10 protein-coding genes are annotated in these 12,681 nt (G+C 66.4%); 1 reads left to right on the top strand and 9 read right to left on the bottom strand.

Translation table 11 applies throughout. The features are described from left to right. Both secA and VGK27_10995 read right to left on the bottom strand, forming a co-directional pair. Positions 1–2,410: preprotein translocase subunit SecA (secA, locus tag VGK27_11000; GenBank protein ID HEY3490631.1), on the bottom strand; the 2,410-nt coding region annotated here is incomplete at its 3' end. 138 nt (positions 2,411–2,548) lie between these two features. Then, positions 2,549–2,791: a hypothetical protein gene (locus tag VGK27_10995; GenBank protein HEY3490630.1), complete on the bottom strand. Its 243-nt coding sequence runs from the start codon at positions 2,789–2,791 to the stop codon at positions 2,549–2,551. A gap of 121 nt (positions 2,792–2,912) precedes the next feature. On the opposite strand from VGK27_10995, the gene VGK27_10990 reads away from it, so the two are divergent. Beyond that, positions 2,913–4,814: an ATPase, T2SS/T4P/T4SS family gene (locus VGK27_10990; GenBank protein ID HEY3490629.1), complete on the top strand. Its 1,902-nt coding sequence runs from the start codon at positions 2,913–2,915 to the stop codon at positions 4,812–4,814. Between the two features lie 31 nt (positions 4,815–4,845). On the opposite strand, the gene VGK27_10985 is transcribed toward VGK27_10990, so the two are convergent. From VGK27_10985 to VGK27_10955, 7 genes are read right to left on the bottom strand one after another with little or no spacing between them, the layout of a single operon-like run. Continuing rightward, entirely contained in the window at positions 4,846–5,808 is a 963-nt protein-coding gene (locus VGK27_10985) for an oligopeptide/dipeptide ABC transporter ATP-binding protein (protein ID HEY3490628.1), read from the bottom strand. Beyond that, entirely contained in the window at positions 5,805–6,839 is a 1,035-nt protein-coding gene (locus VGK27_10980; GenBank protein ID HEY3490627.1) for an ABC transporter ATP-binding protein, read from the bottom strand. The genes VGK27_10985 and VGK27_10980 overlap by 4 nt, the downstream gene beginning before the upstream one ends. A 2-nt stretch (positions 6,840–6,841) precedes the next feature. Beyond that, the gene (locus tag VGK27_10975) at positions 6,842–7,696 is read right to left on the bottom strand and encodes an ABC transporter permease (GenBank protein HEY3490626.1); all 855 of its coding nucleotides are present in this window, start codon (positions 7,694–7,696) and stop codon (positions 6,842–6,844) included. A gap of 2 nt (positions 7,697–7,698) precedes the next feature. Next, positions 7,699–8,676, bottom strand: a complete 978-nt coding sequence (locus VGK27_10970) for an ABC transporter permease (GenBank protein ID HEY3490625.1) — start codon at positions 8,674–8,676, stop codon at positions 7,699–7,701. A 13-nt stretch (positions 8,677–8,689) separates the two neighbouring features. Further along, positions 8,690–10,288, bottom strand: coding sequence for a peptide-binding protein (locus VGK27_10965; GenBank protein HEY3490624.1), 1,599 nt, complete (start codon positions 10,286–10,288; stop codon positions 8,690–8,692). Further along, entirely contained in the window at positions 10,285–10,920 is a 636-nt protein-coding gene (locus tag VGK27_10960) for a hypothetical protein (GenBank protein HEY3490623.1), read from the bottom strand. Before VGK27_10960 ends, VGK27_10965 begins: the two co-directional genes overlap by 4 nt. Then, positions 10,917–12,635: a tetratricopeptide repeat protein gene (locus VGK27_10955; GenBank protein ID HEY3490622.1), complete on the bottom strand. Its 1,719-nt coding sequence runs from the start codon at positions 12,633–12,635 to the stop codon at positions 10,917–10,919. Before VGK27_10955 ends, VGK27_10960 begins: the two co-directional genes overlap by 4 nt. Between the last annotated feature and the right edge of the window lie 46 nt (positions 12,636–12,681).

Raw genomic sequence — 12,681 nt, 5'->3', positions numbered from 1 at the left:
CCACCAGGCCGATCCCTTCCTGCAGGTCGTCCATCATGGTCAGGTGGTCCTGCCAGCGCCGGTCGATGATCTGCAGCAGGACCCAGCGGGCCACCGCGTTCATCGGCTCCGCCCCGAACTGCGAAATGCGAGACTCCCAGGCGTCGTGCAGCGTCTCCAGGAGAGTCTCCTTGAGCACGGCCCGGTCCCGGGTCTCCAGAGCCTCACCCTTCACCGGCTCTGGCAAAGCGAGGTGCTGGTTCAAGTGTTCGGCGAGTCCTTCCAGGTCCCACTCCTCCGGGTACACTTTCTCCCCGGCGTAGGCATCGAGCGCTGAGAGGGCCACGTGCTCCAGGATCGCCTCCACGTCCTCGCCGAGGTCCTGCTTCTCCAGAGCCCGCCGGCGCATGTCGTAGATAGCGTGGCGCTGCTGGTTCAGGACGTCGTCGTACTCCAGGACGTTCTTGCGGATGTCGAAGTTGTGGGCCTCGACCCGCTTCTGAGCGTTCTCGATCTGCCGGGCGATGATGTTCGCCTCGATCGGCAGGTCATCGTCCCAGCCCAGCTTCTCCATGATGCCGGTGACCCGGTCGCCGCCGAAGAGCCGCATCAGTTCGTCCTGCATCGAGACGTAGAACCGGGAGGAGCCCGGGTCGCCCTGGCGGCCGGACCGACCGCGCAACTGGTTGTCGATGCGGCGGGACTCGTGGCGCTCCGTGCCCAGGATGTGCAGCCCGCCTGCCGCCACGACCTTCTTCTTTTCCGCCTCCGCCCGAGCCTGCTCGGCCGCCAGCAGCTCGAGGTAGCGATCCCTCACCCGCTGGAGTTCCGGCGGTAGTCCCGTCTCGTCCGGCCCGCCCTCAGTGGCCTCCCGGATCATCTCGTGGGTGAAGCCTTCCTCCTTGAGCCGCCGCTTGGCCGCGTACTCCGGGTTGCCGCCCAGGAGGATGTCGGTGCCTCGCCCGGCCATGTTCGTGGCGATGGTCACCGCCCCGAACCGCCCGGCCTGAGCGATGATGTCCGCCTCACGCTCGTGATTCTTGGCGTTCAGGATCTCGAAGTTCTTGATGCCGGTGCGGCTGAGCATCCCCCCGACCCGCTCCGACATCTCGATTGAGCGCGTCCCGACCAGGACCGGCTGGCCCTTGGCGTTGCACTCCTTGATCTCCTCGATCACCGCTTCGAGCTTCGTCTTCTCGGTCTTGTACACCACGTCGGGGTTATCCACCCGAATCATCGGCTTGTTGGTCGGGATGACGACCACGTTCAGCCCGTAAATCTTGCGGAACTCGGACTCCTCGGTGGCGGCTGTCCCGGTCATGCCGGCGAGCTTGTCGTAGAGGCGGAAGAAGTTCTGGAAGGTAATCGTGGCGAGGGTCTTCGACTCCCGCTGGATCTGGACGCCCTCCTTCGCCTCGACCGCCTGGTGGATGCCGTCGCTCCAGCGCCGGCCCGGCATCAGCCGTCCGGTGAACTCGTCGACGATCACGACCTCGCCGTTCTTGACGATGTAGTTCACGTCCCGCTTGTACAGCGTGTGAGCCTTGAGGCCCGCCTGGACGTGGTGGTTCAGCTCGATGTTCTCCTCGTCGTAGAGGTCGACTTTGAGGGTCTTCTGCACCTTCTCCATGCCCACGTCGGTCAGGGTCGCGGTGTGGGCCTTCTCGTCGACGGTGAAGTCCTCCTCCGGGCGGAGCCGGCGAATGAGGCTGGCCACCGTGTAATACAGCTCCGTCGGCTGGTCGGCCTGGCCGGAGATGATCAGCGGGGTCCGGGCCTCGTCGATGAGGATGGAGTCCACCTCGTCCACGATGGCGAAGTTGAGTTCCCGCTGGACCATCTCTTCGGGGCTCATCGCCATGTTGTCCCGCAGGTAGTCGAAGCCGAACTCGTTGTTGGTGCCGTAGGTGATGTCGGCGCGATAAGCCGCCTGCCGCTCGTCGTCGTCGAGCCCGTGGACGACGACGCCCGTGGACAGCCCCATGAACCGGTAGATCGCGCTCATCCATTCGGCGTCGCGCTTGGCCAGGTAGTCGTTGACGGTGATCAGGTGGACGCCCTTGCCCGGCAGCGCGTTGAGCACGACCGGCAGCGTGGCGACGAGCGTCTTCCCCTCGCCGGTGCGCATCTCGGCGATCTTGCCGGAATGGAGGATCATGCCGCCGATGAGCTGGACGTCGTAATGGCGCATGTCGAGGGTGCGCTTCCCGACCTCGCGCACGGTCGCGAACACCTCGGGCAGCAGCGAATCGAGATCTTCGCCGTTGTCGATGCGCTGGCGGAACTCGACGGTGCGCGCCGCCAGTTTCTCGTCGGAAAGCGCCGAGACGGCCGGTTCGAGCGTGTTGATCCGCTCGACGATCGGCTGGAGCTGGGTCAGGAGGCGCTCGTTCTGGGTGCCGAAGATCTTTTTGAGGAGATTATTGAACATGGACTGGGTTTCCCTCTGAAGGGTCAAATTCGGAGCAGGCACGGAAAGCACACGCTCCGTTGAACCTTCGGAGAGTATCATGATCACCCCCGCCTGTCAACGTAGGCAGGGGCGGATTAAACCAATGATTCCGCCATCTTAACTGGCCATCCGCTTCTTGGCCGGCGGTTCGGCGACGCCCCGGTTCCGATTGACGACATCGTCAACGATTTCACCGCAATTGAGGCATCGCCAGGCGTAGAACACGGTCAGCATGTCCTGACACCGTTCGTTGACCATGGCCCCGTTGCAGCGGGGGCACTTGAGCTGGCCCGACGCCTCGGCCTTGATGGCCGCCTTGCCCCGGGTGGTCTTCTTTTCTCGGGTCGTCGTCTTGATCATGACATTCATCTCCCTTCCCCGGTAGGATGCGAGGAAAGGGGTCCGGTTTCGCGGCGACGTTGCATCGCTACGGCGCTTGTTTGTATGATGGGCTAATACTGTTGAAGGGAATCTGCGATTCATGGCAAAAAAGCGCTTGGGCGAGCTGCTCGTAGAAACAGGACTCATTTCCGAGAAGGACCTGAACCGGCTCCTGTCCGAGCAGAAGTTCCGCCGGGGGAAGCTGGGCGAGTTCATCGTCTCCCAGGGATTGGCCACCGAGGTCGAGATTGCCCAGGCGCTCTCCATCCAGCTCGGCATCCCGATGGTCGACCTGCAGAACACCCCGATCGAACCGAGCGCGACCGAGATCATCGGCGAGAAGGTCGCCCGCAAGCACCTCATCATGCCGCTCCAGCTCATCCACAAGGAGCTGCACCTGGCGATGGCCGACCCGTTGAGCTTCGAGGCGCTCGAGGACGTCCGGTTCGCATCGGGCTTCGCCATCAAGGCGTTCATCGCCACGCGCACCGACATCCTCTGGGCGATCGACCAGCACTACCACCTCGGGGCCTCGATCGACAACATCTTCAAGGATATCCAGGACGAGCGGAGCGTCGAGGTCATCCAGGACCGGGGCAGGAACGACGGCGCCGACGTCGAAGACCTGGTCAAGAAATCGGAAGCCGCCCCGATCATCCGGATGGTCAACGCGCTCATCGCCGAGGCGATCGACAGCGGGGCCTCCGACATCCACGTCGAGCCGGCCAAGCATAATCTCGTCGTCCGGAACCGGGTCGACGGCATGCTCCGGAAGACCCAGGAGCTGCCCAAGTGGGTGCAGGGGGCGGTGATCTCCCGCCTGAAGATCATGGCCAAGCTCGACATCGCCGAGAAGCGGCTGCCGCAGGACGGCCGGATCGGCGTCAAGATCGGCGCCAAGTCGCTCGACCTGCGCGTCTCGACCATTCCCGCGACCTACGGCGAGAAGGTGGTCATCCGGGTCCTCGACTCCTCCTCCGCACAGATGCCGATGGAACAGCTCGGTTTCGGCGAGGACGACCTCCGGATGCTGACGAACATGGCCAAGTCCCCCCAGGGCATCATGCTCGTCACCGGCCCCACGGGGTCGGGCAAGTCGACCACGCTCTACGGATTGCTCAACCGGGTGCGAACCGTCACGCGCAACATCACGACGGTCGAGGACCCGATCGAATACGAGCTCGACGGCCTGACGCAGGTGGCGGTCCAGGAGAAGATCGGGCTGACGTTCGCCAGCATGCTGCGCGCCATGCTCCGCCAGGACCCCGACGTCATCATGGTCGGCGAGATGCGCGACGCCGAGACGGCCAACATCGCGATCCAGGCGGCGCTCACCGGGCATCTGGTGCTCTCGACCATTCACACCAACAGCACCGCGGCGACGATCACCCGGCTGCGCAACCTGGGGCTCCCGTCCTTCCTGATCGCCTCCTCGATCCTCGGCATCCTGGCCCAGCGGCTCGTCCGCGTCGTCTGCTCCAAGTGCAAGGCCGAGACGCCGCCGACCGAGAGCGAACGTCTCCGCTGGGGATCGGCGTTGCCGAAGGACGTCGCGCTCTATCACGGAACCGGTTGCCCGACGTGCGGCGGGACGGGATACAAAGGGCGGATGGGGCTCTACGAGATCATGCCGTTCACGGCGCAACTGCGGGACCTGATCACGTCGAACGCGCCCGAGGGCGAGATCCGCCATGCGGCCGTGGGGCGCGGCATGAAGACGCTCAGCCAGGTGGGCATGGAAAAGGTGCGGGCGGGGCTCACGACGCTCGAGGAGCTGGGGCGGGTGCTCGACAACGACGACGAATTCTCGACCTTCTGCCCGCACTGCCAGATGCCCGTGGGCAGCGATTTTCTGCTGTGCCCGGCATGCGGGACCTCGATCGTATCCTCATGCCGCGAATGCAAGAAGGTCTTGTCGCCCGAATGGAACTTCTGCCCCTATTGCCGCGCGCCGGTCGTCGACAAACCGCCGGCGAGGGCGTCGTCCGCCGCCCCGGTCTGATCCTCCGCGCCGCCTGCGGCAAAGCCTTCTTTTAGACCCAGGGGCAGGCGACGAAACGGTCGCCGCCGCGGTCGTCGAGCGTCGGGACGACTTCCCGGCACGAAGGCTTCGCCATGAAGCAGCGGGTGTGGAATCGGCAGCCGGGGGGCACGTGGGTCGGGCTGGGGATCTCGCCCGAAAGGACGATCCGCTCCCGCTTCTCGCCGGCCGCCATCGGCGCCGCCGAAAGCAGGCTGCGCGTGTAGGGATGCAACGGCTCCCGGAAAAGCTCGGCCGCGGGCGCCCGCTCGACGATCACCCCCAGGTACATCACGGCAACGGTGTCGCACATGTGGCGGATCACCCGCAGATCGTGCGAGACGAACAGGTAGGCCATCCCGTCCGCATCCTGCAGGTCGCGCATCAGGTTGAGGATCTGGGCCTGTACCGAAACGTCGAGCGCCGAGACGGGCTCGTCGGCCACCACCAACTTGGGCGAGAGCGCAACGGCGCGGGCGATGCCGATCCGCTGCCGCTGCCCCCCCGAGAACTCGTGCGGATACTTGCCCGCCGCATCGGCCGGAAGCCCCACCCGCAACAGCAGCCGCTCGGCGCGCTCGCGCAACTCGGCCCCGCGCGCGATCCCGTGCACCAGCCACCCCTCGCCGACGATATCGCGCACCCGCATCCGGGGGTTGAGCGACGAGTACGGGTCCTGGAAAACGATCTGCATCCCCAGCCGCAGCCGCCGCAGCGCCTCGCCCGACAGCGTCGTGATGTCCTGCCCCTCGAACTCGATCTTCCCCGCGTCGGGATCGATCAACCGGATTGCCAGCCGCCCCAGCGTCGTCTTGCCGCAGCCCGACTCGCCCACCAGCCCGACCGTCTTGCCGGCGGGAACGTCGAGCGACACCCCGTCGACCGCCTTGACCGAAACCGTCTCGTTCGAAAAGAAAGTGCGGCGAACCGGGAAATGCTTGAAGAGTCCCTGGAGGCTGAGGAGCGGGGAGGTCATGCGAGCCCCCGTTCCCGCGCCTGGTAATGGCAGGCCGCCGCATGACCGGATGCGTATTCGGCCAGCGGGGGATCGACCCGGTCGCAGACCGCCAGCGTGTCCTCGGGGGCTTTCCCGCCGCGGAAGGCGTCGAGGGCGGCCTGCCGGAACGGGCAGCGATCGGAGAACGGGCAGCCGGGCGGCACATGGTGCAGGTCGGGCACGGCGCCCGGGATCGACGGCAGCCGCCGCACCCCTTCGGAGCGGCCGGGAATCGACGCCATAAGCCCTTGCGTATAGGGATGGATGGGGTCGGCGAACAGCGCGGCCGTCGGCCCCGTCTCGACGATGCGCCCGAGATACATGATCGCGGTGCGGTCGGCGAACTCGCGGACCACGCCCAGGTCGTGCGTGATGAGCAGCACCGCCATGCCCTCGGCGCGCCGCAGGTCACCGAGCAGCGCGAGGATCTGCGCCTGGATCGTGACGTCGAGCGCGGTCGTCGGCTCGTCGGCGATCAGCAGGGCGGGGCGGAGCGCCAGCGCCATCGCGATCATCGCCCGCTGCCGCATTCCGCCGCTCATCTGGTGCGGGTATTCCCCCGCGCGCCTGGCGGCGTCGGGCATCCCCACCCGGGAAAGCCAGGTCACGGCGCGCTCCGCGGCTTCCTTCTTCCCGCAGAGCCCGTGCGCCGTGAACACCTCGGCCACCTGCTCGCCCACGGTCAGGACCGGATTGAGCGACGTCATCGGCTCCTGGAAGATCATCGAGATCTCGCGGCCCCGGACGTCGCACATCTCCCGCTCGGAGAGCGCGAGCAGGTCGCGGCCCCGGAACCGGATCGCGCCTTCCTCGACCCGGGCCGGCGGCGTCGGCAGCAGCCGGAGCACCGACATCGCGGTGATCGACTTGCCGCATCCGGACTCGCCCACGAGCCCCAGCGTTTCGCCCGGCGCGACCACGAAGGAGACGCCGAACAGCGCGCGCACGCGGCCCCCTTCCGTCCCGAAGGACAGCCGCAGGTCGCGCACGTCGAGCAGCGGTTCGGCCATCGTCATCTTCCCGTAAGCCGCGGGTCGACCGCTTCCTGGATGCCTTCGCCGAGCAGGTTGTAGCCGAGTACCGTGACGAGGATCGCGAGGCCGGGGTAGAGCGAAAGCCACCAGGCCGACTCGATGTTGTCCTTGCCCGCAGTCAGGATGTTGCCCCACGAGGGGGTCGGCGGCTGGACGCCGATGCCCAGGAAGCTCAAACCCGATTCGACGAGGATCGCGCCCGCCACCCCCAGCGTGGCGGAGACGAGCACCGGCGCCAGCGCGTTGGGGAGGATGTGTCGGAAGATGATCCGGCCGCTCCCCGCACCCTGCGCGCGGGCGGCCGCGACGAAGTCGCGCTCCTTGAGCGAGAGCGTCTCGGCCCGGACGAGGCGCGCGACCCCCATCCAGCCCGTGAGCCCGATGATCGCCATGATGTTGTAGATCGAGGGCCCCAGGAAGGCGATCACCGACAGGATGAGGAAGAACGAGGGGAAGCAGAGCATGATGTCGATGAAGCGGCTGATGACCGCATCGATCCAGCCCCCGAAATAACCGGCCGAAAGCCCCATGAGCAGGCCGATCGCGGTCGCGATGCCCATCGAGACGAATCCGACCTGGAGCGAGATGTGCGCCCCGTGGATCATGCGCGTCAAGACGTCGCGGCCCAGTTCGTCGGTGCCGAGCGGGTGCGCGGACGACGGGGGCGCGAGCAGGTTGGCAGTGTCGATCCGGGAGGGATCGGCGGAGGTGACCAGCGACGGGAACGCGGAGAGCAGCGACAGGATGAGGATCACGGCGCCGCCGGCGAGCGCGAGCTTGTTGCGTGCGAGACGCAGCGCCGTGTCGACGAACAGCGAGTGGACGCGCGCCATCTTCAGTTTCCGGCCCGGATGCGCGGGTCGGCCACCGCGTAGCCGACATCGGCCAGCAGGTTCCCGAGCAGCGTGAGGAAGGCGCCGAGCACGAGTTCGGCCAGGATCAGCGGGTAGTCGCGCGACATGACCGACTGGAAGAAGAGCTGGCCGAGCCCGGGGATCGCGAAGATCGACTCCATGATGACCGAGCCGCCGAGCAGCCCGGGCACCGACAGCCCCAGGAGGGTGATGACGGGCAGGAGGGCGTTGCGCAGCGCGTGGCGCCAGACGACGGCCCGCTCGCGCAGCCCCTTGGCACGCGCCGTGGCGATGTAGTCCTGACGGATCGTCTCGAGCATGGTGGAACGCATGAATCGCGAATAGCCCGCCAGCCCGCCGAAGGCGCCGACGAAGACAGGCAGCACGAGGTGGCGCACCCGGTCGACGATCTTTCCCGCGAGATCGAGCGAGTCGTATTCGAGCGAGACGAGGCCCGAGATCGGCAGCCAGCCGAGCTTGACGCCGAACAGGATCATCAGCAGCAGCGCCAGCCAGAAGCTTGGCATCGCGAAGCCGACGAAGACGGTCACCGTCGACGCCTTGTCGAACAACGAGCCGCGCCGCACCGCGGCGTATACCCCCAGGGGCACCGCGACCAGGAAGATGAGCCCCTCGGACAGGAGGTTGATCGACAGCGTCACGGGGATCCGCTCGCGGATCTTGTGCCACACCTTGCGGCCGTCGGGCGCGAAGCTGTCGCCGAAGTCGAAGCGGGCGACGCGGGAGAGCCAGTTGAGGTACTGGACGTGGAGCGGTTTGTCGAGCCCGTAGTAGGCGTTGAGCCGCGCCCGCGCCTCGGCGGTGACCTTGGGGTTGAGGTCGGAGGCGAGGCTGACCGGCCCACCCGGCGCGAGGTGCATGACGCCGAACGAGATGATGCTGATCCCCAGCACCATGACGGGCATCAGCAGCAGACGCCGCAGGATGTAGCGGAACATGCCGGGACGCGCCCTAGTGCGTGAGCGCGGACTTCCCCTCCGCGCCCTCCTCGATGCGCCACTTGATGAAGTTGTACGAGATGCCGGCGGGCGCCGGCTCGATCCCCTTGAACCGCACGGCCACGGCGGGCAGCGCGTCGGGAACGTAGAGGAAGACGTAGGGCAGCTCCTCGGCCAGGATCTCCTGGATGCGGTCGTACGCTTTCTTGCGGGCGGCCTGGTCGAAGGTGCGCCGCCCCGCCTCGAGCAGCCGGTCGACCTCGGCGTTCCGGAACCCGACGTGGTTGAGCTCTTTCGGGCCGGTCTTGGTCGAGCTCCAGATGTCGAACTGGTCGGGGTCGGGCGTGATGCTCCAGCCCAGGATCAGCGCGTCGAACTTGCGCTTGTCGACGAAGTCGTTGAGGAAGGCGGCCCACTCGAGCGTGCGGATCTCCATCTTGATGCCGACCGCCGCCAGGTTCTGCTGGATGATCGCCGCCACCTTGGACCGGCTCTCGTTGCCCGCGTTGGTGAGCACCGTGAACGTGAATTTCTTCCCGTCTTTCTCGAGGACGCCGTCGCCGTCGACATCCTTCCAGCCCGCCTCGGCCAGCATCGCCTTCGCGACCGACGGATCGTAAGGGTAGCGCTTCACGTTCGGGTTGTAGACCCAGGTGCCGGGGAGGTACGGACCGGTCGCCTCCTGCCCCAGCCCGAAGAGCACGCCCTGGATGATCTGCTTCCGGTCGATCGCCGTGGCGATCGCCTGCCGCACGCGCCGGTCGGAGAAGAGCGGGCTGGACAGGTTGAAGCCGAGGTAGCTGTAGCCCATCGACGGATAGCGGTAGCGGTTGAACTTCTTCCGGAACTCGGGCGTCTCGGTCTGGCGCGCGTACTGGAGCGGGGTGAGTGTCATCGAGTCGAGACCGCCGGACTTGAGCTCAAGGAATTGCGTCGCCTGGTCGGGGATCACGCGGACGACGACCTTCGGAATGCCGGGCTTGCCCTCGAAGTAGTCGGGGTTGGCCTCGAAGGCGACCTTTGCGCCGCTCTTCCACTCGACGAAACGGTAGGGCCCGGTACCGACCGGATGCGACCGGTTGAGAGGACTCTTGGCGATGTCGTCGTATTTCTCGAGCAAATGCTTCGGCAGGATGTGCATGCCCCACGACGCGAGCGCCGGGGCGAACGGCTTGTCGTAGGAGACCACCACGGTGTGCGGGTCGGGCGTCTCGACCGACTTGACCTGCTTGAAGTCCTCGCCGTAGGCCGTGGGCGTCTTCGGGTCGATCATCTTCCGGTAGGTGAACAGGACGTCGGCGGCCGTGAAGGGGGCGCCGTCGTGCCACTTGACCCCCTTGCGCAGGTGGAAGGTGATCTTGAGGCCGTCGGGGGAGACGTCCCACGAGTCGGCCAGCTCACCCTCGAGCTTGAGGTTCTTGTCGTAGCGGACCAGCCCGTTGAAGACGTATCCCGCGGCCTCGTGGGAGGCGAAGTCGGAAGTCACCGCGGACAGGAAGCCGCTGACGTCGGCGATGCTGCCTTCGCGATAGGTGTACGGGTCGCTCTTGCTCCCGCACGACGACACCAGGAAGCCCGCCACGAAGACGGCGATCAACAGCGAACGGCTCATTCGATATCCCTCCGGAGTTCGATCCTGGCATCGAGGACGACCAGCTTCAGGAGCCCGGGCGGCGTCGCGAGCGCTCGCCCGGGATAGGCCACCGCCAGCGATCGGCCGGCGACCTTGTAGTCGGCGGCGGCGATGAAGCGGCGGCCCGGGTCGGTTCGCAGCGTCTGCCGGCCGTCGGAAAATTCCCAGCCGCCGTCGCCCGCCCGGCGAAACTCGCCCTGCCCGACCGGGTAGCCCGGAGCTCCCCACAGGATGCGGCCGAGGGAGAGTCCCTCCGCCGGCGCCTTCTTTCCCCCCAGCGGGGCCAAAGGTCCCGCCGCCGGCCCGGCCGTCAGCGTGATCGTGGCGCCGTCGCCGGCGATCAGCATCACGACGTGCCCCAGCGGGTCGAACAGCCCGACTTTCTCGTCGGCGTCGCTTTGCGCATTGACGCCCGCGACGAACGGGTACACCTCGCCGCCGGCCTCAACCACGCCCGAGAACGAAGACATCGCGGGATACGAGAATCCGCCCATGGCCGAGGCCTGGAAAAACCGGGCGGCCTCGCCTGCTTCGGGCGCGGGGAGCAGACCTCGCCCCGCGCAGCCCCCAAGGAGCAGCGCGGCGGCCAGTAGGGCCGTTGCCCGCCTCACTTGCCGGCGGGTTCCGTCTTCTGGATCTTCTGCAATTTCTCGCGGACCAGCTCGGGCTTCTCGGGCCCCTTGGCGAGCGATTTCTCGTACCACGCGATTGCGTCGGCCGACTTGCCGACCGCCACCTGGATGTCGCCCATGTGCTCGAGGATAACGGGGTCGTCGGGGATGGCGGCGAGCGCCTGCCGGATCGTCTCGTCGGCCTTGTCGAAGCGGCCCTCGCGATAGTAGACCCAGGCGAGGCTATCGAGGAAGAAGCCGTCGCCCGGCCGCACCTTGATGGCACGATCGAGCAGCGCCTCGGCCTCGGGGAGCTTGATGTTTTTTTCGGCATAGCTGTAGCCAAGGTAGTTGAGCGCGGTCGCATTCCCCGGGTCGGCGGCGATCGACGCCTCCATCGACGCGACGAGATCGTCGAAGCGCCCCATCTTGTCCTGGATGACGCCCATGGCGAAATAGACGGCCGAATTCTTCGAGTTCTTTGCGGAGGCCTGCTTGAGGAGCGACAGCGCGTCTTCGTACCGTTTCGCTTCCTCGAGGATGCCGGCCTGGAAAAGCATGAGGTCGATGTCGTCCGGTTGCTTCTGCCGAAGCGCCTCGGCGACCTTGAGCGCCTCATCGTATTTCTTCTGCTGTCGCAGCAGCGCGGCCAGGTGGATCGTCGCGTCCCGGTAGTAGGGGGAATCGGCGGTGACGGCGCGGTACTGCGTCTCGGCCTCCGCGACCGCCCCCTTCCCCTCATAGGCATTCGCCAGGAAGAAACGTGCCTGCAGGTTGTCGGGCTGCGTGGATAGGACGAACTGGAACTCGACGACGGCATCGTCGTAGCGGCCCTGATCGAGATAGAGGAGCCCGAGCTTGCCCCTGAAATCGGCGTTGTTGCCGGACTGCGTCTTGAGCGCCTCGTACTGCCCCACCGCCGCGTCGATCTTGTTCTCGAGGATCAGCACCCGCCCGAGACGCTCGCGCACGAACGGGTTGTTGGGGTTGGACGCGAGCAGCTTCCGGTAGCGCGCCTCAGCCTCGGCGTTCTTTCCCATCGTCTCGAGGACGGCCGCCCCCTCGATGACCGCGCTGTCGAATTCGGGCTGGATCTCGTTCGCCTTGTCGAAATCGTCGAGCGCCGGCTGGTACATCTTGCGCGAAGCGCGCAACCGGCCCCGGTAATAGTGCCCGAGGAACGACCTTGGGGACTTCTCGATCAGGGCGGTGAGCTGCTGCTCGGCCTTGTCGGGCTCGCCCATGTCGGCCAGGAGCGTGGAGACATTGACGTAGACCTCCTCGTTGTCGAGGTCGTCGGCCAGGATCCGCTGGTAGCCGGCCAACGCCTTGTCCTTTTGCCCCGTCGCCGCCTGCACGCCCGAGAGCAGGTAGCGCGCCCGGACGTTGTTGTCGTCGGCCTGGAGCACCCGCCCGAGCATCTTGCCCGCCTCGACGAGCCGCCCCTTCTTGACCAGGATGTTGGCCGTCTCGAACAGGATCTCGGGCTCGTCCTGTCCCGCGTATTCCTGCGCCTTGCCGAATTCGGTCAGGGCGTCGTCGAGCCGCCCCTCGCGATAAGCGAGGTAGCCCGAGAGGAACGCGGCATAGGCACGCCCGCGGGCATGCGTGGCGCCGAGCACGTTAAAACTCGAAGGGAAGGCAAGGGCATCCCCTCCCAATACCAAGAGGGCTAGCAGGAGGGCTAGGAGGACGCCCGGAACTTTGGCTTTCATCATGAACCCCGGAAGTGATATTCAACTCTTTCTACAATTATATATA

It is taken from the genome of Candidatus Deferrimicrobiaceae bacterium (genome assembly GCA_036504035.1).
GTDB lineage: Bacteria > Desulfobacterota > Deferrimicrobia > Deferrimicrobiales > Deferrimicrobiaceae > JANXPS01.
The sequence above is the reverse complement of the archived record's forward strand: the minus strand, read 5'-3'. Positions and strand labels throughout refer to the sequence as shown.

Excerpts from the sequence above, each read along its gene's own strand:
- VGK27_10955 (HEY3490622.1), bottom strand. The coding sequence starts at position 12,635 with ATGAAAGCCAAAGTTCCGGGCGTCCTCCTAGCCCTCCTGCTAGCCCTC.
- VGK27_10985 (HEY3490628.1), bottom strand. The coding sequence starts at position 5,808 with ATGACCTCCCCGCTCCTCAGCCTCCAGGGACTCTTCAAGCATTTCCCG.
- VGK27_10970 (HEY3490625.1), bottom strand. The coding sequence starts at position 8,676 with ATGTTCCGCTACATCCTGCGGCGTCTGCTGCTGATGCCCGTCATGGTG.
- VGK27_10980 (HEY3490627.1), bottom strand. The coding sequence starts at position 6,839 with ATGGCCGAACCGCTGCTCGACGTGCGCGACCTGCGGCTGTCCTTCGGG.
- VGK27_10965 (HEY3490624.1), bottom strand. The coding sequence starts at position 10,288 with ATGAGCCGTTCGCTGTTGATCGCCGTCTTCGTGGCGGGCTTCCTGGTG.
- VGK27_10995 (HEY3490630.1), bottom strand. The coding sequence starts at position 2,791 with ATGATCAAGACGACGACCCGAGAAAAGAAGACCACCCGGGGCAAGGCG.
- VGK27_10975 (HEY3490626.1), bottom strand. The coding sequence starts at position 7,696 with ATGGCGCGCGTCCACTCGCTGTTCGTCGACACGGCGCTGCGTCTCGCA.
- VGK27_10990 (HEY3490629.1), top strand. The coding sequence starts at position 2,913 with ATGGCAAAAAAGCGCTTGGGCGAGCTGCTCGTAGAAACAGGACTCATT.